The following is a 26,006-nucleotide window of genomic DNA, read 5'->3' as shown; positions in this document are numbered from 1 at the left end:
AACGGCAAAGGGACCCGGATCGTTGAGCCTGGCATGACCGCAATGACCCCCGGCTCGAACCTCCCGCTCACCGCCCCCCGTGTGGCGGTGGACGTCGCCGCCCCCGTGCGGCTCGACGTCTCGGGCCTGCTGCTCGGCGCCAACGGCAAGGTGCGCTCGGACGACGACTTCATCTTCTACAACCAGCCCGCGGGCCCCGGTGTCACCTACCGCTCCGGCGGCGGCACCGCGCCGGACGCGATCCTGGTGGACACCGGCGGCCTGCCCGCCGGCATCGAGAGGATCGTGGTCACGGCCAGCCCGGACGCCGCCGGCCAGACCTTCCAGGGCATCGAGCCCACCGCGACCGTCCGCGACGCCGACAGCGGCGCGGTCATCGCCTCCTTCACCCCGCCCCAGCTCGCCACCGAGACGGCCCTGGTGATCGTCGAGATCTACCAGCGCAACGGCGCCTGGAAGGTCCGCGCCGTCGGCCAGGGGTACGCGAACGGCCTGGCCGGCATCGCGACCGACTTCGGCGTGAGCGTGGACGAGGAGCCCGCCGCCCCGGCCGCCGTCGCGCCCCCGGTCCCGGCCGCGCCGCCCGCCCCGCCCGTCCCGGCCACCCCGCCGCCGCTGGTGACGCCCCCCGGCCCGAACGACCCCCGCTTCGGCTTCGGCGCCCCGACCGCCCCGGCGCCCGTCCCGCCCGCCCCGGCCGCCGCCCCGGCCCCCACGGGCAAGATCAACCTCGACAAGGGCCGCGTCAGCCTCCAGAAGAACCAGACGGTGTCGCTGGTCAAGGGCGGCCGCCCGCTGCTCTCCCAGGTGAAGATGGGCCTCGGCTGGGAGCCCGCGTACCGGGGCAAGGACATCGACCTGGACGCCTCGGTCATCGCGTACGGCCCCCAGCGCAACCACCTGGACAGCTGCTACTTCGGCAAGCTGACCATCCTCGGCGGGTCCATCCGGCACTCCGGCGACAACCTGACGGGCGAGGGCGCGGGCGACGACGAGGTCATCACCGTCGACCTCGGCCGGCTGCCGGCCGACGCCACCGGCCTGGTCTTCACGGTGAACTCCTTCTCCGGGCAGAAGTTCACCGACGTCGCCAAGGCGTACTGCCGGCTGATGGACGCGGCGACCGGCGAGGAGCTGGTCCGCTTCGACCTGACCTCCGCCGAGCCGCAGACCGGCGTGATGATGGCCAAGCTCATCAAGCAGTTCTCCGGCGAGTGGGAGATGACGGCGATGGGCGAGTTCGTGAAGTCCCGGACGGTCCGGGGCATGGTGAAGCCGGCCGCCCAGTCGCTCTGAGCGGCCGGCTCCGGCCCGCGCGCTAGGAGAAGAGCGCGCTGTAGGCGTTGAGGGCGGGCTGGCCGCCGAGGTGGGCGTAGAGCACGGTCGCGTCCCGGCCGATCTCCCCCTGGTCCACCAGGTCGATCAGCCCCGCCATCGACTTCCCCTCGTAGACGGGGTCGGTGACCATGCCCTCGGTGCGGGCGGCCAGCCGCATCGCGTCGAGGGTGGCCTCGTCCGGGACGCCGTAGACGCCGGCGTGGTAGCGCTCGTCCAGCTCCACGTCGGCGGCGCCGAGTTCGCGCTCGACGCCGATCAGGGCGGCGGTGTCCCGGGCGATCCGGGTGATCTGCTCATGGGTCTCGGCGGGCTTCGCGGAGGCGTCGACGCCGATGATCCGGCGCGGCCGGCCGCCCTCCTCGGCGAGCGCGGCGAAACCGGCGACCATGCCCGCCTGGGTGGAGCCGGTCACCGAGCAGACCACGACCGTGTCGAAGAAGACGCCGAGCTCGCGCTCCTGCTCGGCCACCTCGTAGGCCCAGTTCGCGAAGCCGAGGCCGCCGAGCGGATGGTCGGAGGCCCCGGCCGGGATCGCGTACGGCTTCCCGCCGCGCTCCTCGACCTCGCGCAGCGCCTGCTCCCAGCTCTCCTTGAAGCCGATCCCGAAGCCCGCGCGCACCAGCCGCACGTCGGCCCCGGCGAGCCGGCTGATCAGGATGTTGCCGACCTTGTCGTAGACGGAATCGGGCCACTCGACCCAGCTCTCCTGCACCAGCACGCACTTCAGCCCCGCGCGGGCGGCGACCGCGGCGACCTGGCGGGTGTGGTTGGACTGCACGCCGCCGATGGAGACGAGGGTGTCGCAGCCCTGCGCGAGGGCGTCCGCGACCAGGTACTCCAGCTTGCGGGTCTTGTTCCCGCCGTACGCGACCCCGGAGTTGCAGTCCTCGCGCTTGGCCCACAGCGCCGCGCCGCCCAGGTGGTGCGCGAGCCGTTCGAGGGGGTGGACCGGCGAGGGCCCGAAGAGGAGCGGATAGCGGGCGAAGTCGGTGATCGGCACGGGGCGGCTCTCCCTGGAGACGGCGGACGGGGGTGTCGGACCCGGGGTGCCGGACGGGGGCGCCGGACCCGGGCTTCGGAGGGGGGTGTCGGAGGGGGGTTACGGCTCCGGGGGCGCGGGGATCCCCGTGACCTCGGCGACCTCGGTGGCGTCGTCGGCCAGCTGCTCCAGGGCGGCCCAGATCTCGCTGGTGATCCGGACGGCCTCCTCCGCGTCCCCGGCGGCGCAGGCGTCGATGAGGCGGGCGTGGAGCTCCGCGGAGCCGCAGCTGCCGGCGTCCCCGAAGAGCCGGCGCTCGACGCGGCGGACCAGCGGGGTGTAGCGGTCGATGGTGGCGGCGGCCGCATGGTTGCCGCTGGCGCCGACGAGGACCTGGTGCAGCTCGTCGTCGGCGGCGAGGGCGGCCTCGACGTCCGAGGCGCGGACGGCGGCGGTGAACCGCTCGTTGGCCTCGCGCATGGCGCGGATGGCCTCGGGGCCGAGCAGCGGCACGGCGGTGCGGGCGGCGAGTTCGTGCATCACCCGCACCACGGAGGCGGCGTCCCGGACGATCCGGCTGACCGGGCGGGTGACCCGGGTGTAGCTCTGCGGCTTGGTCTCGACGAGGCCCTCGACGGTGAGCCGGGCCAGCGCGTCGCGGACCGGCGCGCGGGAGAGCCCGAGGCGGTCGGCGAGGTCGGCGTCCTTGAGGAGGGCGCCGGGGGCGAGGTCGCCGCGCACGATCGCCTCGCGCAGCGACTCGTAGGCCCGGTCGCGCAACAGGGTCCGGCCCACCGGCCGCAGAACGTCGTCCATGGACTGACAGGTTAGATGTCAGTCCATGGAGCCGACAGAGGATCTTGGAACCTGGCGGGAACCCGACGGGAACCCGACGTGAATCCTCACAGGTCCCACCCGGCGCACGGGCACCGGGGCCCGACGGGGCGTCAGCGGCGGGGCTGGCGGCGCCAGGGGCCGGTGATCGCGACCATGATGCCCGGGGTCTGGATGCTGGCGTACAGGGTGTCGCCGTCGGGCGAGAAGACGACGCCGGTGAACTCGCTGTCGTTCAGGTCGTTGCGGGCGATCGGGTAGGTGCGGCCCCGGTCGGTGGCGCCGAAGAGGTGCGACACGCCCTCGCCGTCCTCGGCGATGACGAGCCCGCCGTACGGGGAGACGGTGATGTTGTCCGGCCCGTCGTAGGCGCCGTCCTCCTCGGGCGCGGGGTTCACGCCGAGCAGCACCTTGAGGGTGAGGGTGCGGCGCTTGGGGTCGTAGAACCAGACCTGCCCGTCGTGGGCCGCGCCGGGGCTCTCGTCACGGGCGTACGAGGAGACGACGTAGGCGCCGCCGTCGGCCCACCACATGCCCTCCAGCTTCCGGGCGCGGGTGACCTGCCCGTCGGTGAACTGCTTGCGCACCGGGGTGGCGCGCCCGTCGCGGTCGGGGACCTCCGTCCAGTCGACGCCGTAGACGGTGCCGATGCGGGTGGCGCGGGAGAGGTCGTCGACGAACCGGCCGCCGGAGTCGATGCAGCGGGCGGCCTGGAGGACGCCGGCGTCGTCGGCGAGCGGGCGGTACCGGCCGCGGCCGTGCTCGAAGCCGCGCGGCGGGACCCAGCGGAAGAGCAGGCCGTTGGGGTTGGAGGCGTCCTCGGTGAGGTAGGCGTGGCCGCGCTTGGGGTCGACGACGACGGCCTCGTGGTCGTAACGGCCGAAGAACTTGAGGGGCTTGGGGGCCAGGTTGGCCCGCCGGTCGCGGGGGTCGACCTCGAAGACGTACCCGTGGTCCTTGGTCATGCCGTTCTTGCCGGCGAGGTCGGAGTTCTCCTCGCAGGTCAGCCAGGTGCCCCAGGCGGTGCGGCCGCCCGCGCAGTTGGTGGAGGTGCCGGCGATGCCGACCCACTCGGCGACGGTGCCGTCGCGGTGCACCTCGACGACCGTGCAGCCGCCGGCCGCGGCCGGGTCGTAGACGAGGCCCTCGGTGAGCGGGACGGGGTGCTCCCACTTGGAGCGGTCGCCCTTGAGCTCGTGGTTGTACACGATGTACGTGGCGCCGCGCGGGCCGGCGAAGGTGGCGGCGCCGTCGTGGTTGGAGGGCGTGAACTCGCCGCTCTCCAGGCGGGTGACGCCGGTGCGGGTGATGACCCGGTAGGCGAAGCCCTCGGGCAGGGCGAGTATGCCGTCGGGGTCGTCGACGAGCGGGCCGTAGCCGAGCCGGTCGTGCCCGTGGCCGTGGCCGTGCTCGTGGTCGTCGTCGTGGCCGGGGCCACCGTGGGCGCGCTCGTCGCTCGCGAGGGCCTCGGGGGCGGTGGCGAGCACACCGACGGCGCCGGTGAGGGCGAAGCCGGCGACGGCGGACTTCCGGGTGAACTCTCTGCGGTTGAGCGCCATGGTGTGCGGTCTCTCCCCATGCTGATGGCCTGGTGTCGCGCACACCATCGCGCGCCCGCGGGAACGGCGGCTGAACGCCACGGGAACGGCCGCGGAGCGCCTTCCCCGGACAGGGGAAAGGCGCTCCGCGGCACGAGGGACCCGGCCGGGCCCGAAGGAGGGGTCAGGCCGAGCCGGCGCGCGAGCGGGCCTTGAAGGCGGCCTTGCGGGCCTCCTTGGCCGCCGTCTTGTCCGGGTGGAGCCGGCCCATCGCGTCGAGGACGTCGGCCGTGGACGGGTGCTCGACCCGCCAGGCGGTCTCCAGGAAGCCGGTGTGGCGGCTCGTCAGCCCCTGGATGAGCTCCTGGAGCTCCTCCAGGTCGCCGGAGGCGTCGAGCTGCGCGGCGATCGTGTCCACGGCGAGCCAGAAGATCATGGACTCCGGCGGCGCGGGCACGTCCGTGGCGCCGCGCTCGGCGAGCCAGACGCGGGCGAGGCCGCCGAGCTCGGGGTCGTCGAGGACCGCGCGGACCACCGGCTCGGCCTCCGCCCCGACGAGGGCGAGGGCCTGCTGGCAGTGGAGGCGGCGGAGCGGGGACTCCGGGTCGGATCCCTTGGCGGCGGCGAGGAGTTCGGCGGCGGCGGGCACCGGGTCGCGGCCGTCGAGCCAGCCGGTGGTCTCGGCGCGGGCGGCGTACTCGGGGTAGCCGGTGAGCCCGGCGAGGAGGGCGTCGGCGTCCTTCCCCGCGAGGTCGCCGACGGCGGGGGCGTCGACACCGGCCTCCACCATGCGGGTGCGGACGCCGAAGAGGCCGAGCGGGGTGAGCCTGACCATGCCGTAGCGGCTGACGTCCTCGTCGTCGACGGGCGGCGCGGGCTCCTCGCCCTCCTCGGCCATCAGGGCCTCGTCGACGGGCTGGTACTCGACGAGGCCGATGGGCTCCAGGAGGCGGAACTGCTCGTCGAGCCGCATCATCGCGTCGGAGACCTGCTCCAGGACGTCGTCGGTGGGCTCGCCCATGTCGTCGGGGACGACCATGGAGGCGGCGAGCGCGGGCAGCGGCACGGGTCCGTCGCCGGGGCCGCCCTCGCTGACGGTCAGCAGGTAGAGGTTGCCGAGGACGCCCTCCAGGAAGTCGGCCTCCGCCTCCGGGTCCCAGTCGAGGCTGTCGAGGTCGAGGCCGCCGTCCTCGTCGAGCAGCGGCTCCAGGTCGTCGAGGACGGGGGCGACGGCGTCGGCGAAGACGGCCTCGAAGGCGTCGAGCCAGATCGCGAGCACGTCGCGGGGCGCGCCGCCGGCGACGACGGCGAGGTTCTCGCCGGGGGCGGCGGTACCGGGGGTGTCGTCGTCGGCGCCGTCCTCGACGTCGACGAGGCCGGTGTCGACGGCGAGCCGCCAGGCGTCGCCCGCCCAGAACTCGGCGTCCTCGTCGTCGCCGAGGCCGAGGACCCCGGCGGCGTCCGGCAGTTGCTCGTCGACGAGTTCGCCGCCCGCGCCGACCCGGGTGTCGGGTCCGGCCCAGCGGGCGAGGCGCACGGCGTGGGCGAGGAGGGGGGCGGCCAGGGCCTCCCGCGCCAGCTCCGCGTCCGAGGGCAGCAGAACGGGGGGAAGGGTGGGGTGCTCCGCAGCCATGTGGGGGATCTCCTCGACGCGTACGTGGATCGGTGTCGATCGGTGGGGACCGGTGGGGGACCGGAGGGACAGCGTCTCAGCGTAGACGCATCCGGGGGGCCGCCCGCCGGTTCACGGTTCCGTCAGCCTTCGTACACCCGTCGACCCTTGACAAGTGGGCTGCTCTCACAAGAGATTGACGCGCGTAGACACCTTTGCTGTTCCTCCAAGCACCCTCGGAGCACCCTGATGCCTTCCTCCATACCGAGAACCGCCACCGTCTCCGCGGTGGTCGCGGCCGCCCTCGCGGCCGGACTGCTCGCGGGCTCGCAGAGCGCCGCCGCCGACACCGAGGCCGCGGTCCGCATCCACGACGTCCAGGGCACGACCCGCGTCTCGCCGCTGGTGGGCAAGCAGGTCACCGGCGTGACGGGCGTCGTCACCGGCGTCCGCGCCTACGGCTCCTCGCGCGGCTTCTGGATGCAGGACCCGCAGGGCGACGCGAACCCGGCCACCAGCGAGGGCCTGTTCGTCTTCACGGGCTCCAGCCCGACGGTCGCCGTGGGCGACGCGGTCAGCGTGAACGGCACGGTCACCGAGTACGTCCCCGGCGGCCTGAACTCCGGCAACCAGTCGCTGACCCAGCTGTCCCGCCCGCAGATCACCGTGGTCTCGCAGGGCAACGCGCTGCCCGCCCCGGTCACCATCGCCCCCTGGACGGTTCCGGGTGCGTACGCCCCCGAGGGCGACCCGGCGAACGGCGGCTCGATCAACGGCCTGACCCTGGAGCCCGGGAGCTACGCCCTGGACTACTACGAGTCGCTGGAGGGCACCAACGTCCGCGTCGGCTCCTCCCGCGTGGTCGGCGCCACCGACCCGTACTCCGAGCTGTGGATCACGGTGAAGCCGTGGGAGAACCGCAACTGGCGCGGCGGCACGGTCTACGGCTCGTACGCGTCCCAGAACACCGGCCGGCTCCAGATCCAGTCGCTGATCCCGCTCGCCCAGCAGCCCTTCCCGAAGGCGAACGTCGGTGACTGGCTGACCGGTTCGACCGAGGGCCCGCTCGACTTCAACCAGTTCGGCGGCTACACCCTGACCGCCCGCACCCTCGGCACGGTCGTGGACCGCGGCCTGGAGCGCGAGGTCACGGAGAAGCAGCACCGGAACGAGCTGGCCGTGGCCACGTACAACGTGGAGAACCTCGACCCCAGCGACCCGCAGGAGAAGTTCGACGCGCTCGCGAAGGCGGTCGTCACGAACCTCGCCTCCCCGGACGTCCTCGCCCTGGAGGAGATCCAGGACGACAACGGCGCCAAGAACGACGGCACGGTCTCGGCGGGCCAGACGCTGAAGAAGTTCACGGACGCGATCGTGGCGGCCGGCGGACCGGCGTACGAGTGGCGCTCGATCGACCCGGTGAACAACAAGGACGGCGGCGAGCCCGGCGGCAACATCCGTCAGGTCTTCCTCTTCAACCCCGAGCGGGTCTCGTTCGTGGACCGCGCGGGCGGCGACGCGACCACCGCGACCGGCGTCACCGGCACCAAGGGCCGCGCGGCCCTCACCCTCTCCCCCGGCCGGATCGACCCGGTGAACGCCGCCTGGGAGGCCAGCCGCAAGCCGCTCGCGGGCGAGTTCACCTTCCGCGGCCGCACGGTCTTCGTCATCGCCAACCACTTCGGCTCGAAGGGCGGCGACGAGTCGCTCGTCTCCCACCACCAGCCGCCGAACCGTTCCTCCGAGGCCAAGCGACTCCTCCAGGCGCAGGCCGTGAACGCCTTCGTGAAGGAGATCGTCGCCGTCGACAAGCACGCGGACGTGCTCGTCGTCGGCGACATCAACGACTTCGAGTTCTCCGGCACGACCGAGGCGCTGACCGACGGCGACGTGCTCTACCCGGCCGTGAAGTCGCTGCCGCGCTCCGAGCGCTACTCGTACGTCTACCAGGGCAACAGCCAGGTCCTCGACCAGATCCTGACCAGCCCGGGCGTGCGCCGCTTCGACTACGACAGCGTGCACATCAACGCCGAGTTCGCCGCCCAGGACAGCGACCACGACCCCCAGGTCCTGCGCTTCCGCCCGTAGGACGGCGGGCCCCGCTACGCGCCCGCGCTCAGGCTGAGCGCGGGCGCGTACCTGCGCACGCGGCTGCCGACCAGCCCCGGGTGGTGGTGGACGGCCCGCCAGGCGTCGCTCAGCGGCTCGTACTCGGCCTGCCACTCCACGTGGTCCTGCTCGCGCACCCACTCGCTGTGGTTGAAGACCCGGGTGCCGTCGCCGGAGAGGTGGAAGTGCGCGCCGATCCCGCCGCGCGCCGGCCGGTGCCCCTCGTCGTCCGCGAGGGCGGCGACCACCGCGTCCACCCAGGCCCGCTGCCGCTCCGGGTCGGCCCCGTCGAACTCGACCTCGACGGCGGCGAGCGTCCCGGGCACCGCCCCGGCGCTCTCCCCGCTCAGCACGGCGGAGCGGAACGGCGGCTCGTAGCGGTGCAGTTCGATCCGCCGGATGCCGGGGACGGCCGCGTCGATCTCACCGTTGCGGTCGTCGCGGTGGGTCTCGACGAAGTCCAGGTACGCCTCCCAGCCGGTCCACTGCGAGTAGTGCAGCAGGGTGTCGCCGTCGGTACCGGCGTAGATCGTGTACGAGAGCAGCCGGGGGTCCGGCCAGGGGCGGGCCTCCCAGGCCCGCCGGACGGCCTCGACGGCGGCGCGCTGGCGCTCGGGGGTGCCGACGCTCCACGTGCTGATCAGGACCTGGCCGACGCCGGGACGGTACAGGTCGGGGCGGGCCTCGGGGTGCGCGACGGCGTTCATGACGGGTCTCCTCCTGCTCGATTCCGATGACCCGACTCTCCTACCTCAACCTTGGTCGAGGTCAAGGGGCTTCGCCGTGCGAGACTGCGCGTCATGAACCTCCGCCCCGCCACCCGTGCCGAACTCCCCGCCGTGCTCGCCCTCCTCGCCGACGAGGAACGCGTCGTCGACCCGGCCTCGGTCCGGATCACCGAGGCGTACGAGCGGGCCTTCGCGGACATCCAGGCCGATGCCCGCAACGAACTGCTGGTGCTGGCCGGCCCGGACGGCGTGATCCTCGGCTGCCTCCAGGCCACCTACATCCCGGGGCTCGGCAAGGGCGGCGCCGAGCGGGCGCTGATCGAGGCGGTCCGGATCCGGGCCGACCGCAGGGGCGCGGGCCTGGGCCGCCGGCTGATGGAGCTGGCGGCGGACCGGGCCCGGGGGCGCGGCTGCGCCCTCGTCCAGCTCACCAGCGGCAAGGGGCGCGCCGACGCCCACCGCTTCTACGCCTCACTGGGGTACGCGCGCAGCCACGAGGGCTTCAAGCTCGCCCTCTGAGCCGGCTCCCGTCCACTGATCCCTTCAGCCTGACTGAACGTTCCGGACAAGCAGATCTAAGTGGACCTGAACGATGGCATCCGCCCAGACTGCTTTCCATGAGCACTCCAGGAACGCACCGCCCCTTCGGCCGCTCCCTCTGCGCGATGGTGACTCCGTTCACCGACTCCGGCGCCCTCGACCTCGACGAGGCGGCGAAGCTGGCCGCCCGGCTGCTCGGGGAGGGCTGCGACGGCCTGGTCCTCAACGGCACCACCGGGGAGTCCCCGACCACCACGGACGCCGAGAAGGCGGCGCTGATCCGGGTGGTGCGGGAGGCGGTCGGCCCGGCCCCGGCGCTCGTCGCGGGCGTCGGCACGGCCGACACCCGGCACACCGTGGAGCTGGCCCGCCAGGCGGAGGAGGCAGGGGCGGACGGCCTGCTGGTGGTGACGCCGTACTACAGCCGCCCGCCGCAGGACGCGGTCGCCGCCCACTTCCTGAAGGTCGCGGACGCCGCCGGGCTCCCCGTGATGGTCTACGACATCCCCGGCCGCACCGGGACCCGTATCGAGCCCGCGACCATGCGCCGGCTCGCCGGGCACCCGCGGATCACGGCCGTGAAGGACTGCTCGTACGACCTCCTGACCGCGGCCCGGCTGATCGCCGAGACCGGGCTCGCGTACTACTCCGGCAGCGAGGAGCTGAACCTGCCGCTGTACGCGGTCGGCGGCGCCGGCTACGTCAGCACGGTCGCCAACGTGGCGCCGCGCCCGCTGGCCGCCGTCCTCGACGCGTACGACGCCGGTGACACCGCCCTGGCCGCCCGGCTGCACGCCCGGACGCTGCCCCTCGTCGAGGGGATGATGAACGCGGGCCTGCCGGGCACGGTCACCGCGAAGGCCCTCCTGGGCGGCCCGGTCCGGGACCCGCTGCTGCCCGCCGGCCCGGAGACGGCCGACGGGCTGCGCGCCCTGCTCGACGAGCTGCTTCAGCCGGAGTCGACGGTGGAGGTGCGTCCGAGGATCGCGGCGTGCTCCAGCACGTCCTCCAGCGGGTCGTCGATCTGACCCGTGTGCAGGGTGAGGCTGGGGCCGTTGGTCACGGTCGGTCCGTTGTGCGTGTGCGTCTCGTCCGCCCGGGCGGCGCCCGCCGGCAGCAGCACCGCCGCCGCCGCGAGCACCCCCGCGACCATCGGCTTCGTCCTCATGTCGGCTCCTCGCCTCGTCTCTCGGTGGAGCACCGCGCTCCCCCCGAGAGACAACGCTCGGTGAGGGCCGTCAGTTGTGGCTGTGCAGGATGTCGTTGAGGCCGCCCCAGACCGCGTTGTTCGGGCGGGCCTCGACGGCGCCGGTGACCGAGTTGCGGCGGAAGAGGATGTTGGAGGCGCCGGAGAGGTCACGGGCCTTCACGACCTGGCCGTCGGGCATGGTGACCCGGGTGCCGGCGGTGACGTACAGACCGGCCTCGACGACGCACTCGTCGCCGAGCGCGATGCCGACGCCGGCCTCGGCGCCGACGAGGCAGCGCTCGCCGATGGAGATGACGACGTTGCCGCCGCCGGAGAGGGTGCCCATGGTGGAGGCGCCGCCGCCGATGTCGGAGCCGTCGCCGACGACGACGCCGGCGGAGATGCGGCCCTCGACCATGGAGGTGCCGAGGGTGCCGGCATTGAAGTTGACGAAGCCCTCGTGCATGACGGTGGTGCCGGCGGCGAGGTGGGCGCCGAGGCGGACGCGGTCGGCGTCGGCGACGCGGACGCCGGCGGGCACGACGTAGTCGGTCATGCGGGGGAACTTGTCGATCGAGGTGACCTGGAGGTGCAGGCCCTCGGCGCGGGCGTTGAGCCGCACCTTCTCGATGTCGTCGACGGCGACGGGGCCGAGCGAGGTCCAGGCGACGTTGGCGAGCAGGCCGAAGACGCCGTCCAGGCTCTGGCCGTGCGGCTTCACCAGGCGGTGGCTCAGCAGGTGGAGGCGGAGGTAGGCGTCGTGGGCGTCGAGCGGCTTCTCGTCGAGCGAGCCGATGACGGTGTGGACGGCGACCACCTCGACGCCCCGGCGGGCGTCCACGCCGAGGGCCTTGGCGGCACCCTCGCCGAGGGCGTTCACCGCCTCGTCCGGGGAGAGCCGCGTGGTGCCGGCCGGGCCGGGCTCCTCGGTGAGCTCGGGGGCGGGGAACCAGGTGTCGAGGACGGTGCCGTCACCGGCGATGGTGGCGAGGCCGGCGGCGACGGCGCCGGTGGTGCGAGAAGCAGTGGTGGTCATGACGGAAAACCTAACGGTCGGGCCCTGGCCCGGGCCAACCGGTCTCAGGTGACGGTCGGCCCGCCCGGAGCATCCGACAAGCCCCCGGTCCGCTCCTTCGGCTCTTCGTTCAGGATCCGGGCGATCATCTCGGCCGCGTACGCCTCGTCGTACGGCGCGCCGGTGAGCAGCACCTGGAGGCCGATGCCGTCCACGAGGGCGATCAGGGCGCGGGCGGTGGTCCGCCCGGTGTGCGGGGCGACGGCGGCGACGACCTCCTCCGTCCATTCGGCGGCGACGGGCCGGAGCGCGGGCCTGCGCAGGGCGGCGAGGTAGAGCTCGTACTCCAGCTCCACCTGGCCCCGCTCGGCCGTGAGCCACTTCCCGAGGAGCCGGGCGAGCGCGTGGGCGAGCGCCTCCCCCTCACGCGGGGTCGCGCCGCGCAGTTCCTCGGCGAGACCGGCGTTGACCTGGCGCAGGGCGGCGACGAGGAGTTCGTCGAGGGAGCCGAAGTGGTACGTGGTCGAGCCCAGCGGCACGTCGGCCTCGGCGGCGACGGTGCGGTGGCTCAGCCCGCCGATCCCGTCGCGCCGCATCACCCGCAGGGCGGCGTCGACGATCCGCTCGCGCCGCTCGGGGTCGTACCTCCTGGCCCGCGCCATCAGTGCGCCCCGCCAAGGTTGAGCACGGCGACCCCGGCGACGATGAGGACGATCCCGGCGATCTTGGCGAGGCTCAGGGTCTCGCCGAGGAAGAGGATCCCGATGCCGGCGACGGCCGCGGTGCCGACCCCGGACCAGATCGCGTAGGCGGTGCCGACCTGGAGGGTCTTGAGCGCCTGGGCGAGCAGCGCGAAGGCGATGACGTACCCGACCCCGGTGACGATCGAGGGCCAGAGCCTGGAGAAGCCCTCGCTGAACTTCATGGAGGTGGTGGCGATGATCTCGGCCGCGATGGCCCCGGCGAGCAGTCCGTAACCCATGTGTACGAGGGTACACATCGTTGCGTACGGATGTACACAACGGTCCCCTATACCGTATGGCGCATGACCTATCCCCCTGGGCCGTACGGGTACGGCTACGCTCCCGTGCCACCCCCGCCGAAGCCCGGGGTGATACCCCTGGCGCCGCTCGACCTGAACCACGTGCTGGCGGGCGCCTTCGCCGCGTACCGCCGCCACTGGAAGGTGCTGCTCGGCATCACCCTGGCCGCCTACACGGTGGCCGGCGCGGTGATGCTCGGCGTGGGCGCGGCCGTCTGGGCCGCCTTCGCCGACGGGTACGAACGCTGGGTGGACTCCCCCACCGCCGGGGATCCCGGGCTCTCGGACATCGCGCCGCTCTTCGTCGGCCTCGGCTCCCTCTGGCTGGCCTGCGCGCTGGGGATGCTGCTGGCGACGGGTCTGCTGCACGCCGCCGTCGCGGTCGTGGTCCAGGAGGCCGTGCTCGGGCGTCCGATCGGCTTCGGGACGGTGTGGCGCCGGGCGTGGGCGCGGCTCGGCTCGGTGTTCGGCTCGATCGTCCTGTCGGCGCTGGCCGCCCTCGTCCCGATGCTGCTCTTCCTGGTCGGCCTCTGCTTCATGCTGGGCGCGATGATCGCGAGCATCGCGGCGAGCAAGGGCGGGGACGCGGGCGGTGTCGGGTGGGGGCTCACCGGTCTGCTCTTCCTGCTCCTGAGCCTCGCAACGATGCCGTTCGCCGTGTGGATCTGGGTGAAGTTCAGCCTCGCCCCGACCGCCGCCGTCGTCGAGTCGGCCGGCGCCCTGACCGCCATGCGCCGCTCTGCGGAGCTGGTCCGCGGCTCCTGGTGGCGGATCTTCGGCTACACGCTGGTGATGATGCTGATCGTCGGCGGCGTCTCGTTCGTGGTGCAGATGTGCCTGTCGCTGGTGAGCCAGTTCTCCCTCTTCGCCGCCCCGCTCGCCCAGCACGCCACCCCCGGCACCCTCTTCCTGGCCGCCGGCACCCACGCGGTCGTCCTCGCCCTGCTCCAGCTGCTGACCCAGGCCCTGCTCGGCCCGCTCCAGCCCCTGGCGTCCGGCCTCCTCTACGTCGACCAGCGCATCCGCCGGGAGAACCTGGGCCCGGTCCTGGCCCAGGCCGCCGCCTGACCCGACCTGACATACCCGGTACGCGGAAGAGGCCCCCGGCGCATGCCGGGGGCCTCTTCTCACACGCGTGCGTCACTCAGACGTTGAAGCCCAGCGCGCGAAGCTGCTCGCGGCCGTCGTCGGTGATCTTGTCCGGGCCCCACGGGGGCATCCAGACCCAGTTGATCCGCAGCTCGCTGACGATGCCGTCGGTGGCGGAGCGGGCCTGGTCCTCGATGACGTCCGTCAGCGGACAGGCCGCCGAGGTCAGGGTCATGTCGAGCGTCGCGATGTTCGCGTCGTCGATGTGGATCCCGTAGATCAGGCCGAGGTTGACCACGTCGATGCCCAGCTCGGGGTCGACGACGTCGTACAGCGCCTCGCGGACTTCTTCCTCGGAGGCCGGCTTCATCGTGGCCTCGATGTTCTCGGTCATGCCGACTTCCTCACAGACTTCTGGTCGTCTCCGCCCAGGGCCTGGGCGGTCGCGTCCTTCCACGCCATCCAGCTGAGCAGCGCGCACTTCACCCGTGCCGGGTACTTGGAGACACCGGCGAACGCGACCGCGTCCTCCAGGATCTCCTCCATGGCGTCGTCCGGCTCGATCTGGCCCTTGGACTGCATCAGCTCCAGGAAGGCGCCCTGGATCTTCTGCGCCTCGGCCAGCTCCTTGCCGACGAGCAGCTCGTTGAGGACGGAGGCCGACGCCTGGCTGATGGAGCAGCCCTGGCCCTCGTACGAGACGTCCTCGATGCGCTCGCCGTCGTACTTCACGCGGAGCGTGATCTCGTCGCCGCACGTCGGGTTGACGTGGTGCACCTCGGCGTCGCCGTCCCGCAAGCCCCGCCCGTGCGGGTGCTTGTAGTGGTCCAGGATGACGTCCTGGTACATCGAATCCAGCTTCACAGGTCAGCCGCCCTATCCGAAGAAGTTACGGACGTGCTCCAGCCCCTCGACGAGGGCGTCGACCTCGGCCGGGGTGGAGTACAGATAGAACGACGCCCGCGTGGTCGCAGGAATTCCGTACCGGAGGCAGACCGGCCGCGCGCAGTGGTGGCCGACCCGGACCGCGATGCCCTGCTCGTCGAGGACCTGGCCCACGTCGTGCGGGTGGATGTCGCCGAGCGTGAAGGAGATCGCCGCGCCGCGGTCCTCGGCCGTGTTGGGGCCGATGATCCGCAGGTCCGGGACCTCCTGGAGGCGGCGGACGGCGTACTCGGTGATCGCGTGCTCGTGGCGCGCGATGTTCTCCATGCCGATCGCCGACAGGTAGTCCACGGCCGCGCCGAGGCCGACGGCCTGGGCGATCGGGGGCGTACCCGCCTCGAACTTGTGCGGGGCCGGCGCGTAGGTGGAGGAGTGCATCGAGACGGTCTCGATCATCTCGCCGCCGCCGAGGAAGGGCGGGAGGTCCTCCAGGAGCTCCTGCCGTCCCCACAGCACGCCGATGCCGGTCGGGCCGCACATCTTGTGGCCGGTGAAGGCCACGAAGTCGGCCTGGAGCGCCTGCACGTCCAGGACCTGGTGCGGGGCCGCCTGCGAGGCGTCGATGCAGACGAGCGCACCGACCTCCTGGGCGCGCCGGACGATGGTCTCGACCGGGTTCTGGGTGCCGAGCAGGTTGGAGACCAGCGTGAAGGAGACGATCTTCGTCTTCTCCGTGATGACCTCGTCGATGTTCGACAGGTCGAGACGGCCGTCGTCGGTGAGGCCGAACCACTTCAGCTTCGCGCCGGTGCGCTGCGAGAGCAGCTGCCACGGGACGATGTTGGAGTGGTGCTCCATCTCCGTGATGGCGATCTCGGTCTCGTGGTCCACGCGGTAGGGCTCGTCGGCCCAGCCCAGCATGTTGGCCACGAGGTTGAGCGACTCGGAGGCGTTCTTGGTGAAGATCACCTCGTTGCGGCTCGGCGCGTTGATGAAGGCGGCGACCTTGTCGCGGGCGCCCTCGTACAGCGCGGTGGCCTCCTCGGCGACCGTGTAGACGCCGCGGTGGACGTTGGCGTTGTGCCGCTCGTAGTAGGTGTTGAGCGCGTCGAGGACCTGGCGCGGCTTCTGCGAAGTCGCCGCGGAGTCCAGGTACACGATCTTCTTGCCGTCGTGGACCGTGCGATCCAGGAGCGGGAAGTCCTTGCGGATCGCCTCGGTGTCGAGGAGGCCGGTCAGCCCCTGATGGGCGGAAGTCACGCGGATGCGCCACCCTTCACGTACTTGTCGTAGCCCTCGTTCTCCAGCTGGTCGGCGAGCTCGGCGCCGCCGGACTCGACGATGCGGCCGTTCGCGAACACGTGCACGAAGTCGGGCTTGATGTAGCGCAGGATGCGCGTGTAGTGGGTGATGAGGAGGGTGCCGACCTCACCGGACTCGCGGACGCGGTTGACGCCCTCGGAGACGATGCGCAGCGCGTCGACGTCGAGGCCGGAGTCGGTCTCGTCCAGGATCGCGATCTTCGGCTTGAGGAGCTCCAGCTGGAGGATCTCGTGGCGCTTCTTCTCGCCGCCGGAGAAGCCCTCGTTCACGTTGCGCTCGGCGAAGGCCGGGTCCATGGAGAGCTTCTCCATGGCCTCGCGGACCTCCTTCACCCAGGTGCGGAGCTTGGGGGCCTCGCCGCGGATGGCGGTGGCGGAGGTGCGCAGGAAGTTGGAGACCGAGACACCGGGGACCTCGACCGGGTACTGCATGGCGAGGAACACGCCGGCGCGGGCGCGCTCGTCGACGGACATCTCCAGGACGTCCTCGCCGTCGAGGGTGACGGTGCCGCCGGTGATCGTGTACTTGGGGTGGCCCGCCAGGGAGTACGCCAGGGTCGACTTGCCGGAGCCGTTGGGGCCCATGACCGCGTGGGTCTCACCCTGCTTGATGGTCAGGTCGACGCCCTTGAGGATCTCGCGGGGGCCGTTCTCCGCCTCGACGGAGACGTGCAGGTCGTGGATTTCGAGCGTTGCCATGGGTGACTCAGGACTCCTGGGTGACGGAGACGAGCACATCGTCCCCTTCGATCTTTACGGGGTACACGGGGACGGGGCGCGTCGCGGGAAGGCCGGACGGCTTGCCGGTGCGGAGGTCGAAGCTGGAACCGTGCAGCCAGCACTCGATGGCGCAGTCCTCGACCTCGCCCTCCGAGAGGGAGACGTTGGCGTGCGAGCAGATGTCGTTGATCGCGAACACCTCGCCCTCGGTGTGGACGACCGACACCGGCGTGCCGTCGACCTCGACCCGCTTCGGGGTGTCGGCCTCCAGCTCGCTCAGCGCGCAGACTCGGACGAAGGCCATCAGACGGTGGCCTCCAGCTCGGCCTCGACCTTGGCGATCAGGCGCTCCTCGACGTCGGGCAGGCCGATCTGCTGGACCAGCTCGGCGAAGAAGCCGCGGACGACGAGGCGGCGGGCCTCGGTCTCCGTGATGCCGCGGGCCATCAGGTAGAAGAGCTGCTCGTCGTCGAAGCGGCCGGTGGCGGAGGCGTGGCCGGCGCCGGCGATCTCGCCGGTCTCGATCTCCAGGTTCGGCACGGAGTCGACCCGGGCGCCGTCGGTGAGGACCAGGTTCCGGTTGAGCTCGTAGGTGTCGGTGCCCTCGGCGGCGGCCTGGATGAGGACGTCACCGATCCAGACCGCGTGCGCGTCCTGGCCCTGCAACGCGCCCTTGTAGGCCACGTTGGAGGTGCAGTGCGGGGTGTTGTGGTCGACCAGGAGGCGGTGCTCCTGGTGCTGGCCGGCGTCGGTGAAGTACAGGCCGAAGAGCTCGGCCTGGCCGCCGGGGGCGGAGTAGCTGACGCGCGGGTGGAGGCGGACGACGTCACCGCCGAAGGTGACGACGACCGACTTGAAGGAGGCGTCCCGGCCGAGCAGCGCGTTGTGCTGCGCGACGTGGACGGCGTCCTTGTCCCAGTCCTGGACGGAGACGACGGTGAGCTTGGCGCCGTCGCCGACGACGAAGTCGACGTTGGCGGCGAGCACCGCGTCACCGGTGTGGTCGATGACGACGACGGCCTCGGCGAAGGCGCCGAGCTCGATCACCTGGTGGCCGAAGGCGACGCCGCCCTGTCCGTGCACGGCGACGCGGATCGGCTCGTCGAGGACGGCCTCCTTGGCGACGGTGACGACCGACGCCTTCTCGAAGGAGGAGTACGCCTGGGCGGCGACGCGGTCGACGGGCGTGCCGGCCTTGCGGAGGCGCTCGTCGTCGCGGCCGACGGTCTCCACGGTGACGCCCTCGGGGGCCTCGATCTCGACCCGGACGCCCTCGCCGGTGGCGACGGCGGTGCCGTCGTGCAGACCGCGCAGACGGGCGAGCGGGGTGAAGCGCCACTCCTCCTCGCGGCCGTGCGGGACGGGGAAGTCCGCGACGTCGAACGAGGGCGGGGCGCTCATGCGCGTGGCGACGGTGGACTCGGCGGCCACCGCGATCGAGCCGGCGGTGGTGGAGCCCGCCGGGATGTTCTGAGCCTCAGCCATGGCTGTCGTCTTGCTCTCTTCCTGCGTAAAGAATCAGTCGCTGCGGTACGGAGGGGCGGAGGCGCTTAGCCGACCGCGCCTTCCATCTGCAGCTCGATCAGCCGGTTCAGCTCCAGCGCGTACTCCATCGGCAGCTCCTTGGCGATCGGCTCGACGAAGCCGCGGACGATCATCGCCATGGCCTCCTGCTCGGTCAGGCCGCGCTGCATCAGGTAGAAGAGCTGGTCCTCGGAGACCTTGGAGACGGTGGCCTCGTGGCCCATGGTCACGTCGTCCTCGCGCACGTCCACGTAGGGGTACGTGTCGGAGCGGGAGATCGTGTCGACGAGCAGGGCGTCGCAGAGCACGTTGGACTTGGCGCCGGGGGCGCCCTCGCCGATCTCGATGAGGCCGCGGTAGGAGGTACGGCCGCCGCCGCGCGCCACCGACTTGGAGACGATGGACGACGAGGTGTTCGGGGCCATGTGGACCATCTTGGCGCCGGCGTCCTGGTGCTGGCCCTCGCCCGCGAAGGCGATGGAGAGGGTCTCGCCCTTGGCGTGCTCGCCCATCAGGTAGACGGCCGGGTACTTCATGGTGACCTTGGAGCCGATGTTGCCGTCGACCCACTCCATGGTGGCGCCCTCGTAGGCGACGGCGCGCTTGGTCACCAGGTTGTAGACGTTGTTCGACCAGTTCTGGATCGTCGTGTAGCGGCAGCGGCCGCCCTTCTTCACGATGATCTCGACGACCGCGGAGTGCAGCGAGTCGGAGGAGTAGATCGGGGCGGTGCAGCCCTCGACGTAGTGGACGTAGGCGTCCTCGTCGACGATGATCAGCGTCCGCTCGAACTGGCCCATGTTCTCCGTGTTGATACGGAAGTAGGCCTGGAGCGGGATCTCGACGTGCACGCCCTTCGGCACGTAGATGAACGATCCGCCGGACCACACGGCCGTGTTCAGCGAGGCGAACTTGTTGTCGCCGACGGGGATGACGGTGCCGAAGTACTCCCGGAAGAGCTCCTCGTGCTCCTTCAGCGCGGTGTCGGTGTCGACGAAGATGACGCCCTGCTCCTCCAGGTCCTCGCGGATCTGGTGGTAGACGACCTCGGACTCGTACTGGGCCGCGACACCGGCGACGAGGCGCTGCTTCTCCGCCTCGGGGATGCCGAGCTTGTCGTACGTGTTCTTGATGTCCTCCGGCAGTTCCTCCCAGGAAGCGGCCTGCTTCTCGGTGGAGCGCACGAAGTACTTGATGTTGTCGAAGTCGATCCCGCCGAGGTCGGAGCCCCAGGTCGGCATGGGCTTCTTGCCGAAGAGCTTCAGCCCCTTGAGGCGGAGCTTCAGCATCCACTCGGGCTCGTTCTTCTTCGAGGAGATGTCGCGGACGACGTCCTCGTTCAGTCCGCGCTTGGCGGTGGCGCCGGCGGTGTCGGAGTCGGCCCAGCCGTACTCGTACCGACCCAGGCCCTCAAGCTCGGGGTGGCTGATCTCGGTGGTCATGCGGGCTTCCTCCCGGCCGTACTTGCGGATGCTGTCTCTGTGGTCTGCGGGGTGCTGTGCGGGATGAACGTCGTGCAGACGCCGTCGCCATGGGCGATCGTGGCCAGGCGCTGGACGTGCGTTCCCAGGAGGCGGGAGAAGATCTCCGTCTCCGCCTCGCACAGCTGTGGGTACTGCTCGGCGACGTGGGCGACCGGGCAGTGGTGCTGGCAGAGCTGCTCGCCGACCGGCGCGTTGCGCGCAGTCGCAGCGTACCCGTCCGCCGTCAGGGCCTTGGCCAGCGCCTCGGCCCGCCGTTCGGGCTCGACCGCCTCGACCGCCTCCCGGTAGGACGCGGCCTGGGCCTCGATCCGGTCGCGGGCGAAGGCGGCGACGGCGGCCTCTCCTCCGGCGTTGCGCTCGATCCAGCGGAGCGCCTCGACGGCGAGGGAGTCGTACGACTGGTCGAAGGCGTCCCGGCCGCAGTCGGTGAGGGCGAAGACCTTGGCGGGGCGGCCGCGGGTGCGGGCCCCGTAGACGCGCTTCTCGCGCGCCTCGACGACCTGCTCGGCGACCAGCGCGTCGAGGTGCCGGCGGACGGCGGCCTGGGTGAGGCCGAGCCGCTCGGCGAGATCGGCGACGGTGGACGGCCCGTGGTCCAGGATGGACCGCGCGACCCGGTTGCGTGTGGACCGCTCTCGGGTCGCGAGTTCCTCCGCAGGAGCCGCGCCAAGGTTTTTCACAACGCCATTGTTGCGTAATTAATCAGGCAGTGACAAGCCACACCCGAACCGGCCACGATGGCGTGCATCACTCAGGTAAGGCTTACCTGACCTGCGGAAACGATCATTCGTGGGATGAATCGAGGCCCCGCTCAGGCCGTCCCGTGAACCAGTACGCGCCTCCCACCAGCACTCCTCCGCCCACGATGTTGCCCGGAACGGTGAAGAGGAGGTTGTGCGCCAGGTCCCCAAAACCGGCCGTCCCGTCGAGGATCGCCATCGAGAACAGCGCCATGTTCGCCACACAGTGCTCGAAACCCACCGCCACGAACACCAGCACCGGCAGCCACAGCACGAAGATCTTGGCGCCGTCCCCCTTCGCCCGGGAGAACATCCACACCCCGAGGCAGACCAGCATGTTGCAGAGCACCGCCCGCCAGAACAGCTGACCGCCGTCCAGCGCCTCCTTCCCCTCCACCAGCTCCGCCAGCATCGCCCGCGCCGACGGCGCCGACAGCACCCCCGAGGCGTGCGCCATCGCGCCCAGCAGGAAGGCCCCCACGAAGTTCCCGGCCAGCGAGAGCGCCCAGCTCCCCACCAGGTCCCGCACCCCCGTCCGCCCCGCCAGCGCGCCCAGCAGCATCATCATCACGTTGCTGGTGAAGAGCTGCGCCCCGGCGAACATCACGGTGGTCAGCGCGATCGGGAAGACCATCCCCTCCAGCAGCTTCACCACCGGAGAGCCCTGCGCCACGAAGGGCGAGACCGCCACCAGCAGCAGCACCTCCCCCACGGCGATGTACGCCCCCGCCAGCACCGCCGACACCGCGTAGCGGCCCGGTCTGCGGAGCTCGTGCGCCTTGTGCGCGGCCTGCCCGGCCGCCTCGTGGAGGTTCTGCGCCACACTGATCACCCCTACGACGCTAGGCCCGCCCGACCGCCCGAAACGCACGTAAAGGTCCCGTCCGTGCCGGACCCGGGCCCCGGGCCGACGGGACCTTCGCCCCCTCTCCTAGACTTCCCGGCATGCGAAACGAGTCCGCCGACGGCGCCGACACCGCCGTCCGCGTCCGCGGTCTGGTCAAGCGGTACGGCACCAAGACCGCCGTCGACGGCCTCGACCTCGACGTGCGCACCGGCACCGTCACCGCCGTCCTGGGCCCCAACGGCGCCGGCAAGACCACCACGATCGAGACCTGCGAGGGCTACCGGCGGCCGGACGCCGGCACCGTCCGCGTCCTCGGCCTCGACCCGGTCGCCGACGCCGCCGCGCTGCGCCCCCGGGTCGGCGTGATGCTCCAGTCCGGCGGCGTCTACTCCGGCGCCCGCGCCGACGAGATGCTCCGCCACATGGCGAGGCTGCACGCCCACCCGCTCGACGTCGACGCCCTGATCGAGCGCCTCGGCCTCGGCTCCTGCGGCCGTACGAGCTACCGGCGGCTCTCCGGCGGCCAGCAGCAGCGGCTCGCCCTCGCCATGGCCGTCGTCGGCCGCCCCGAGCTGGTCTTCCTGGACGAGCCCACCGCCGGTCTCGACCCACAGGCCCGCCGCGCCACCTGGGACCTCGTCCGCGAGCTGCGCTCCGACGGCGTCACCACCGTCCTCACCACCCACTTCATGCAGGAGGCCGAGGAGCTGGCCGACGACGTCGCCATCGTCGACGCCGGCCGGGTCGCCGCCCAGGGCAGCCCCGAGCAGCTCTGCCGCGGCGGCGCCGAGAACACCCTCCGCTTCGGCGGCCGCCCCGGCCTCGACCTCGGCTCCCTGCTCAAGGCGCTCCCGGACGGCACCGAGGCCGCCGAGCCGCTCCCCGGCACGTACCGCATCACCGGCACCGTCGACCCCCAGCTGCTCGCCACCGTCACCACCTGGTGCGCCCAGCACGGCGTCATGCCCGACCGCATCTCGGTCGAACGCCACACCCTCGAAGACGTTTTCCTGGAGCTGACCGGCAAGGAGCTGAGGTCGTGAGCGCAGGTACCTACTCCCCGAGGCCGGGGGCCGCGCCCGTCGGGCGGATGATCGCGGCGCAGACCGCGCTGGAGACGCGGATGCTGCTCCGCAACGGCGAGCAGCTCCTCCTCACGGTGATCATCCCGTCCCTGCTCCTGGTGCTGTTCTCGACCGTCGACATCGTCGACACCGGCGACGGCGAGGCCGTCGACTTCCTGGCGCCCGGCGTCCTCGCGCTCGCCGTGATGTCCACCGCCTTCACCGGCCAGGCCATCGCCACCGGCTTCGAGCGCCGCTACGGCGTCCTCAAGCGGCTCGGCGCCTCCCCGCTGCCCCGCTGGGCCCTGATGACCGCCAAGACGCTCGCCGTCCTGGTCACCGAGGTCCTCCAGGTCGCCCTGCTGACCGCCATCGCGCTCGGCCTCGGCTGGTCCCCGCAGGGCAACCCGCTGACCGTCCTGCTCCTGCTGGTCCTCGGCACCGCCGCCTTCTCCGGGCTCGGGCTGCTCATGGCCGGCACGCTCAAGGCCGAGGCCACCCTCGCCGCCGCCAACCTGGTCTTCCTGCTGCTCCTGGTCGGCGGCGGGGTGATCGTCCCGCTGGAGAAGTTCGGCGCGGCCGGGGACGTCCTGGCGCTGCTGCCGATCTCCGCCCTCTCCGACGGCCTGAGGGACGTCCTCCAGGGCGGCGCGGGCATGCCGGGGGGAGACGTCCTGATCCTCGCCGTCTGGGCCGTCCTGGGGCTGGGAGCGGCCGCTCGCCTCTTCCGCTGGGAGTAGCCGGACCGACCCAGAGGGTGACGTGTCCCGACAAGGCACCCCTCGTGAAAGCGTGCACAAGCCCGCGCCTACGATAGGGCCCGTGCTGACCCCCCTCGCCTTCATCGCCCAGCGCTGGACCCCGTCCCCCCGGATCCTCCGGCGTGCCGCGCTCTCCGCCGTCGTGATGAGCGTGCTCATCATCGTCACGGGGGGCGCTGTCCGGCTGACCGGATCCGGTCTCGGCTGCGACACCTGGCCCAAGTGCACCGACGACAGCCTCTTCGCCACGCCCGAGCAGGGCCTCCACGGGGCCATCGAGTTCGGCAACCGGATGCTGACGTACGTCCTGTCGGCGGCCGTCGGCTGGGCGATCATCGCCGCCCGGTCGACCAAGCCGTGGCGGCGGAACCTCACCCGCTGGGGCTGGGCGCAGTTCTGGATCGTGATGAGCAACGCCGTGCTCGGCGGCATCACCGTCTGGATGGGCCTCAACCCCTGGACGGTGGCCGGCCACTTCCTGGCCGCGAACGCGCTGCTCACCGTCGCCGTGATCACCTGGCACCGGTCCGGCGAGGGCGACACGCCCGCGCGCCCGCGCGTGCCCAAGCCGGTACGGAAGCTGTCCTGGGCGATCGCGATCGTCTCGGGTCTGCTGATCGCGCTCGGCACGACGGTGACCGGCGCGGGCAAGCACGCGGGCGACAGCAGCGATGTGCCCCGCATGCCGTGGGACTGGACGGACGCCGCCCATCTGCACGCCATCGCCGCCTGGGTCGTCTGCGCCCTCGCCGTCGCGATGTGGCTGGTCCTGCGCGTGGTCGACGCCCCGGACGACACCCGCGCCCGCGCCCGCGACCTGCTGATCGTGCTGATCGCGCAGGGCGGCGTGGGCTACCTCCAGTACTTCACCGGCGTCCCGGAGCTCCTGGTCGGCGCCCACATGCTCGGCTCCTCGCTGATGTGGATCGCCGTGGTGCGCCTGGCCCTGAGCCTGCGCGAGCGCCCGCTGCCCTCCGCCGAGATCCCGGCCCAGGCCGACCCGGAGCTCGCCACGGCGTGAGCCCGGCTCCTCATCCCAGCCGGTAGACCCGCGTCGCGTTCTCCGCGGCCAGCATCGCCGCGACCCGCTGGGCGTCGGTACGGGACCAGGCACCGTCCAGGACCCAGGCGCCCAGCACCCGGCCGAGGGCGGCGCGGAAGGAGCTGGCGGCGACGACGTGCAGCTCGGGCAGGCCGCGGGCGCCGCTGGAGTAGAGCAGCTTGCCGAAGGGGGCCAGCTCCAGGACCTCGGCGAGGACGTCCGCCGCCCGCGCCCCGGTGTGCGCCAGGGCGGCGCCCAGGTCCGCGTACACGTGCGGGAAGATCCCCGCCATCCGCGCCGCCGAGCGGTGGTGGGGCGAGCCGTGGAGCAGGACGAGGTCCGCGCCGAGCCCGGCCGTGGCGGCGGCGAATCCGGTCAGTCCCGCCGGGTCCCGGTCCCCCGTGTGCAGTTGGAGCGGCCGCCCCGCGCCCACCGCGATCCACAGCAGGCGGCGCAGCAGCACCGGGGAGTCGAGGGGTCCGCCGGTGGGCCGGTCGGCGAGCCAGCGCCCGGCGGCGCGGCGGGTCTCGACCCGCCCGGGGGGCTCGGGGTCGGCGGGGAGGCCGCAGCGCAGGGCGGAGACCGAGGAGAAGGCCACGGAGTGCACGGCGGCGTCCTGGACGGCCTCGGTGAGGTTGGCGAGGAAGGCGTCGACGGTGCCGGAGGTGTCGGCGACCTGTTCGGCGAGGGGTTCGAGCCGGACGATCTCGTGGGCGCGGGCCTCGCCCGCTGCGGCCAGCTCGGCGGGCCCCGTGAGGTCTCCGGGGAGGCCGGTGTCGACGAGGTACGTGGCGATGCCGGCGGCCCGCAGCAGTCGGCGGCCGGTCTCGGCGACGCCGAGCTCGCGGCGCCGGGCGAGGTAGCGGGCCGGCGGGCAGTGCGGTTCGAGGCCCAGGAGGGGCGGGCACCAGCGCCGTACGGCGAAGCCCGTCTGGGTGTCGAAGAAGGTGGTGCCGGAGGCCGGGAAGGCGGCGGCCGGGCCGAGGTGGGCCTCGAAGGTGCCGAGGCCCAGCTCCGTCCGGAGCACCCCGTGGCAGTACTGGTCCACCAGGCGCGGCGTGTCGATCATCTCGGGGGGCTCCCTGCGTGGGCGTGTCTCCACACGTCCTAACGGGTGAGCCCCGTGCGAGGTTGTTGCCTCCGCCGATGACTACGTCCGGTCACCGGGACCGGTGCCGTCGCCGGTTCAGGCGTTGGCGGGGCCGCCGATCTGGATCCCGGCCATCCGGGTCCACTCGTAGGGGCCGGTGACGACCTTGGCGGCGAACTCGCCGTCGAACTCGTCGTGCAGGGTGAGCTCGGCCTGCTCGGCGGCCTGCTGGGCGATCGCGTGGGTGGGGGCCACCAGGTCGCCCCAGCCGCCGTCCTCGCCGACGAGGACGATCCGGGTGCCGGCCTGGCCGATGTGGGCGAGCTGGCCCTCGACGCCGCCGTGGTCCTTGCCGAAGGCGCGGATCTCCTTGGCCAGCTTGGCCGCCTTGCGCGCGTCGCGCGGGGCGACGGCGGTGGTGTCTTCCTTGGTGTCTGCCATGACAAGGATGCTACCGAGGGGTAGATCGACTGACGACGGCCGGGCCGCGTGGGACAGCCCACACGACCCGGCC

At 72.2% G+C, this 26,006-nt stretch carries 28 protein-coding genes; 8 read left to right on the top strand and 20 right to left on the bottom strand.

The window, feature by feature from the left end; translation table 11 throughout:
* Positions 1–33 precede the first annotated feature (33 nt).
* On the top strand, positions 34–1,296 hold the full coding sequence (locus ACFXMG_RS10160; protein WP_383828331.1) for a TerD family protein: 1,263 nt from the start codon (positions 34–36) through the stop codon (positions 1,294–1,296).
* A gap of 22 nt (positions 1,297–1,318) precedes the next feature.
* Here ACFXMG_RS10160 and ACFXMG_RS10155 read toward each other — a convergent pair whose 3' ends face one another.
* The 4 genes from ACFXMG_RS10155 to ACFXMG_RS10140 form a co-directional block, all read right to left on the bottom strand.
* Positions 1,319–2,338 (bottom strand): 1-aminocyclopropane-1-carboxylate deaminase, encoded by a 1,020-nt coding sequence (locus ACFXMG_RS10155; RefSeq protein WP_383828329.1) that lies wholly within the window; start codon positions 2,336–2,338, stop codon positions 1,319–1,321.
* 99 nt (positions 2,339–2,437) lie between these two features.
* Complete coding sequence (locus ACFXMG_RS10150) at positions 2,438–3,133, bottom strand: GntR family transcriptional regulator (RefSeq protein ID WP_383828327.1); 696 nt, start codon at positions 3,131–3,133, stop codon at positions 2,438–2,440.
* Between the two features lie 131 nt (positions 3,134–3,264).
* Positions 3,265–4,710 carry an alkaline phosphatase PhoX gene (locus ACFXMG_RS10145; RefSeq protein ID WP_383828325.1) on the bottom strand — a complete coding sequence of 482 codons (1,446 nt, stop codon included), beginning with the start codon at positions 4,708–4,710 and terminating at the stop codon, positions 3,265–3,267.
* A 163-nt stretch (positions 4,711–4,873) separates the two neighbouring features.
* On the bottom strand, positions 4,874–6,322 hold the full coding sequence (locus ACFXMG_RS10140; protein ID WP_383828323.1) for a hypothetical protein: 1,449 nt from the start codon (positions 6,320–6,322) through the stop codon (positions 4,874–4,876).
* A gap of 228 nt (positions 6,323–6,550) precedes the next feature.
* Between ACFXMG_RS10140 and ACFXMG_RS10135 the strand changes: the two genes are divergently transcribed.
* Complete coding sequence (locus ACFXMG_RS10135) at positions 6,551–8,389, top strand: endonuclease/exonuclease/phosphatase family protein (protein ID WP_383828321.1); 1,839 nt, start codon at positions 6,551–6,553, stop codon at positions 8,387–8,389.
* A gap of 14 nt (positions 8,390–8,403) precedes the next feature.
* On the opposite strand, the gene ACFXMG_RS10130 is transcribed toward ACFXMG_RS10135, so the two are convergent.
* Positions 8,404–9,117: an antibiotic biosynthesis monooxygenase gene (locus ACFXMG_RS10130; RefSeq protein ID WP_384119775.1), complete on the bottom strand. Its 714-nt coding sequence runs from the start codon at positions 9,115–9,117 to the stop codon at positions 8,404–8,406.
* Between the two features lie 93 nt (positions 9,118–9,210).
* On the opposite strand from ACFXMG_RS10130, the gene ACFXMG_RS10125 reads away from it, so the two are divergent.
* Positions 9,211–9,657, top strand: coding sequence for a GNAT family N-acetyltransferase (locus ACFXMG_RS10125; RefSeq protein ID WP_383827424.1), 447 nt, complete (start codon positions 9,211–9,213; stop codon positions 9,655–9,657).
* A 98-nt stretch (positions 9,658–9,755) separates the two neighbouring features.
* Positions 9,756–10,706, top strand: coding sequence for a 4-hydroxy-tetrahydrodipicolinate synthase (gene dapA / locus ACFXMG_RS10120; RefSeq protein ID WP_383827422.1), 951 nt, complete (start codon positions 9,756–9,758; stop codon positions 10,704–10,706).
* Here dapA and ACFXMG_RS10115 read toward each other — a convergent pair.
* The 4 genes from ACFXMG_RS10115 to ACFXMG_RS10100 all read right to left on the bottom strand — a co-directional run bounded on the left by ACFXMG_RS10115 (position 10,628) and on the right by ACFXMG_RS10100 (position 12,864).
* Entirely contained in the window at positions 10,628–10,846 is a 219-nt protein-coding gene (locus tag ACFXMG_RS10115; protein ID WP_383827420.1) for a hypothetical protein, read from the bottom strand. The two genes, dapA and ACFXMG_RS10115, sit on opposite strands and share 79 nt — an antisense overlap.
* 70 nt (positions 10,847–10,916) lie before the next feature.
* Positions 10,917–11,903, bottom strand: a complete 987-nt coding sequence (gene dapD / locus ACFXMG_RS10110) for a 2,3,4,5-tetrahydropyridine-2,6-dicarboxylate N-succinyltransferase (RefSeq protein WP_383827418.1) — start codon at positions 11,901–11,903, stop codon at positions 10,917–10,919.
* Between the two features lie 44 nt (positions 11,904–11,947).
* Positions 11,948–12,544 (bottom strand): TetR/AcrR family transcriptional regulator, encoded by a 597-nt coding sequence (locus ACFXMG_RS10105; RefSeq protein WP_383827417.1) that lies wholly within the window; start codon positions 12,542–12,544, stop codon positions 11,948–11,950.
* A complete protein-coding gene (locus ACFXMG_RS10100; RefSeq protein ID WP_383827415.1) occupies positions 12,544–12,864 on the bottom strand; it encodes a DMT family transporter in 321 nt (106 codons plus the stop codon). Before ACFXMG_RS10100 ends, ACFXMG_RS10105 begins: the two co-directional genes overlap by 1 nt.
* Positions 12,865–12,927: 63 nt before the next feature.
* Between ACFXMG_RS10100 and ACFXMG_RS10095 the strand changes: the two genes are divergently transcribed.
* Positions 12,928–13,992: an oxidoreductase gene (locus tag ACFXMG_RS10095; RefSeq protein ID WP_383827413.1), complete on the top strand. Its 1,065-nt coding sequence runs from the start codon at positions 12,928–12,930 to the stop codon at positions 13,990–13,992.
* Between the two features lie 76 nt (positions 13,993–14,068).
* Here ACFXMG_RS10095 and ACFXMG_RS10090 read toward each other — a convergent pair whose 3' ends face one another.
* From ACFXMG_RS10090 to ACFXMG_RS10050, 9 genes are all read right to left on the bottom strand, one after another.
* Entirely contained in the window at positions 14,069–14,407 is a 339-nt protein-coding gene (locus ACFXMG_RS10090; RefSeq protein WP_383827411.1) for a metal-sulfur cluster assembly factor, read from the bottom strand.
* The gene (gene sufU, locus ACFXMG_RS10085; RefSeq protein ID WP_383827409.1) at positions 14,404–14,877 is read right to left on the bottom strand and encodes a Fe-S cluster assembly sulfur transfer protein SufU; all 474 of its coding nucleotides are present in this window, start codon (positions 14,875–14,877) and stop codon (positions 14,404–14,406) included. Before sufU ends, ACFXMG_RS10090 begins: the two co-directional genes overlap by 4 nt.
* Positions 14,878–14,889: 12 nt before the next feature.
* Positions 14,890–16,158 carry a cysteine desulfurase gene (locus ACFXMG_RS10080; RefSeq protein ID WP_383827407.1) on the bottom strand — a complete coding sequence of 423 codons (1,269 nt, stop codon included), beginning with the start codon at positions 16,156–16,158 and terminating at the stop codon, positions 14,890–14,892.
* Entirely contained in the window at positions 16,155–16,919 is a 765-nt protein-coding gene (gene sufC / locus ACFXMG_RS10075) for a Fe-S cluster assembly ATPase SufC (RefSeq protein ID WP_383827405.1), read from the bottom strand. The genes ACFXMG_RS10080 and sufC overlap by 4 nt, the downstream gene beginning before the upstream one ends.
* 7 nt (positions 16,920–16,926) lie before the next feature.
* Entirely contained in the window at positions 16,927–17,244 is a 318-nt protein-coding gene (locus ACFXMG_RS10070) for a bifunctional 3-phenylpropionate/cinnamic acid dioxygenase ferredoxin subunit (protein WP_030322524.1), read from the bottom strand.
* Positions 17,244–18,425: a Fe-S cluster assembly protein SufD gene (gene sufD, locus ACFXMG_RS10065; protein ID WP_383827403.1), complete on the bottom strand. Its 1,182-nt coding sequence runs from the start codon at positions 18,423–18,425 to the stop codon at positions 17,244–17,246. The genes ACFXMG_RS10070 and sufD overlap by 1 nt, the downstream gene beginning before the upstream one ends.
* A gap of 65 nt (positions 18,426–18,490) precedes the next feature.
* The gene (sufB, locus tag ACFXMG_RS10060; RefSeq protein WP_383827401.1) at positions 18,491–19,906 is read right to left on the bottom strand and encodes a Fe-S cluster assembly protein SufB; all 1,416 of its coding nucleotides are present in this window, start codon (positions 19,904–19,906) and stop codon (positions 18,491–18,493) included.
* Positions 19,903–20,628 (bottom strand): helix-turn-helix transcriptional regulator, encoded by a 726-nt coding sequence (locus tag ACFXMG_RS10055; RefSeq protein WP_383827399.1) that lies wholly within the window; start codon positions 20,626–20,628, stop codon positions 19,903–19,905. The genes sufB and ACFXMG_RS10055 overlap by 4 nt, the downstream gene beginning before the upstream one ends.
* Before the next feature lie 103 nt (positions 20,629–20,731).
* On the bottom strand, positions 20,732–21,520 hold the full coding sequence (locus ACFXMG_RS10050; protein WP_383827397.1) for a formate/nitrite transporter family protein: 789 nt from the start codon (positions 21,518–21,520) through the stop codon (positions 20,732–20,734).
* 113 nt (positions 21,521–21,633) lie between these two features.
* Here ACFXMG_RS10050 and ACFXMG_RS10045 point away from each other — a divergent pair, with 113 nt between their 5' ends.
* From ACFXMG_RS10045 to ACFXMG_RS10035, 3 genes are all read left to right on the top strand, one after another.
* Positions 21,634–22,578 (top strand): ABC transporter ATP-binding protein, encoded by a 945-nt coding sequence (locus tag ACFXMG_RS10045; RefSeq protein WP_383827395.1) that lies wholly within the window; start codon positions 21,634–21,636, stop codon positions 22,576–22,578.
* Positions 22,575–23,339: an ABC transporter permease gene (locus ACFXMG_RS10040; protein ID WP_383827393.1), complete on the top strand. Its 765-nt coding sequence runs from the start codon at positions 22,575–22,577 to the stop codon at positions 23,337–23,339. Before ACFXMG_RS10045 ends, ACFXMG_RS10040 begins: the two co-directional genes overlap by 4 nt.
* 73 nt (positions 23,340–23,412) lie before the next feature.
* On the top strand, positions 23,413–24,381 hold the full coding sequence (locus tag ACFXMG_RS10035; protein WP_383827427.1) for a heme A synthase: 969 nt from the start codon (positions 23,413–23,415) through the stop codon (positions 24,379–24,381).
* 10 nt (positions 24,382–24,391) lie between these two features.
* Here ACFXMG_RS10035 and ACFXMG_RS10030 read toward each other — a convergent pair whose 3' ends face one another.
* Both ACFXMG_RS10030 and ACFXMG_RS10025 read right to left on the bottom strand, forming a co-directional pair.
* Positions 24,392–25,471, bottom strand: a complete 1,080-nt coding sequence (locus ACFXMG_RS10030; protein WP_383827391.1) for an amidohydrolase family protein — start codon at positions 25,469–25,471, stop codon at positions 24,392–24,394.
* Between the two features lie 117 nt (positions 25,472–25,588).
* The gene (locus ACFXMG_RS10025; protein ID WP_383827389.1) at positions 25,589–25,933 is read right to left on the bottom strand and encodes a hypothetical protein; all 345 of its coding nucleotides are present in this window, start codon (positions 25,931–25,933) and stop codon (positions 25,589–25,591) included.
* Positions 25,934–26,006 lie beyond the last annotated feature (73 nt).

It is taken from the genome of Streptomyces sp. NPDC059201, from assembly GCF_042754585.1.
GTDB lineage: Bacteria > Actinomycetota > Actinomycetes > Streptomycetales > Streptomycetaceae > Streptomyces.
Note: the sequence above shows the minus strand (reverse complement) of the source record. Positions and strands in the feature narration are given on the sequence as shown.

Coding starts and splice junctions, on each gene's coding strand:
- ACFXMG_RS10045 (WP_383827395.1), top strand. CDS start 21,634: ATGCGAAACGAGTCCGCCGACGGCGCCGACACCGCCGTCCGCGTCCGC.
- ACFXMG_RS10135 (WP_383828321.1), top strand. CDS start 6,551: ATGCCTTCCTCCATACCGAGAACCGCCACCGTCTCCGCGGTGGTCGCG.
- ACFXMG_RS10125 (WP_383827424.1), top strand. CDS start 9,211: ATGAACCTCCGCCCCGCCACCCGTGCCGAACTCCCCGCCGTGCTCGCC.
- ACFXMG_RS10100 (WP_383827415.1), bottom strand. CDS start 12,864: ATGGGTTACGGACTGCTCGCCGGGGCCATCGCGGCCGAGATCATCGCC.
- ACFXMG_RS10160 (WP_383828331.1), top strand. CDS start 34: ATGACCGCAATGACCCCCGGCTCGAACCTCCCGCTCACCGCCCCCCGT.
- dapD (WP_383827418.1), bottom strand. CDS start 11,903: ATGACCACCACTGCTTCTCGCACCACCGGCGCCGTCGCCGCCGGCCTC.
- ACFXMG_RS10025 (WP_383827389.1), bottom strand. CDS start 25,933: ATGGCAGACACCAAGGAAGACACCACCGCCGTCGCCCCGCGCGACGCG.
- ACFXMG_RS10140 (WP_383828323.1), bottom strand. CDS start 6,322: ATGGCTGCGGAGCACCCCACCCTTCCCCCCGTTCTGCTGCCCTCGGAC.
- ACFXMG_RS10115 (WP_383827420.1), bottom strand. CDS start 10,846: ATGAGGACGAAGCCGATGGTCGCGGGGGTGCTCGCGGCGGCGGCGGTG.
- ACFXMG_RS10095 (WP_383827413.1), top strand. CDS start 12,928: ATGACCTATCCCCCTGGGCCGTACGGGTACGGCTACGCTCCCGTGCCA.
- sufD (WP_383827403.1), bottom strand. CDS start 18,425: ATGGCTGAGGCTCAGAACATCCCGGCGGGCTCCACCACCGCCGGCTCG.
- ACFXMG_RS10150 (WP_383828327.1), bottom strand. CDS start 3,133: ATGGACGACGTTCTGCGGCCGGTGGGCCGGACCCTGTTGCGCGACCGG.
- ACFXMG_RS10030 (WP_383827391.1), bottom strand. CDS start 25,471: ATGATCGACACGCCGCGCCTGGTGGACCAGTACTGCCACGGGGTGCTC.
- ACFXMG_RS10105 (WP_383827417.1), bottom strand. CDS start 12,544: ATGGCGCGGGCCAGGAGGTACGACCCCGAGCGGCGCGAGCGGATCGTC.
- ACFXMG_RS10145 (WP_383828325.1), bottom strand. CDS start 4,710: ATGGCGCTCAACCGCAGAGAGTTCACCCGGAAGTCCGCCGTCGCCGGC.
- sufC (WP_383827405.1), bottom strand. CDS start 16,919: ATGGCAACGCTCGAAATCCACGACCTGCACGTCTCCGTCGAGGCGGAG.
- ACFXMG_RS10070 (WP_030322524.1), bottom strand. CDS start 17,244: ATGGCCTTCGTCCGAGTCTGCGCGCTGAGCGAGCTGGAGGCCGACACC.
- ACFXMG_RS10090 (WP_383827411.1), bottom strand. CDS start 14,407: ATGACCGAGAACATCGAGGCCACGATGAAGCCGGCCTCCGAGGAAGAA.
- sufB (WP_383827401.1), bottom strand. CDS start 19,906: ATGACCACCGAGATCAGCCACCCCGAGCTTGAGGGCCTGGGTCGGTAC.
- dapA (WP_383827422.1), top strand. CDS start 9,756: ATGAGCACTCCAGGAACGCACCGCCCCTTCGGCCGCTCCCTCTGCGCG.
- ACFXMG_RS10130 (WP_384119775.1), bottom strand. CDS start 9,117: ATGAACGCCGTCGCGCACCCCGAGGCCCGCCCCGACCTGTACCGTCCC.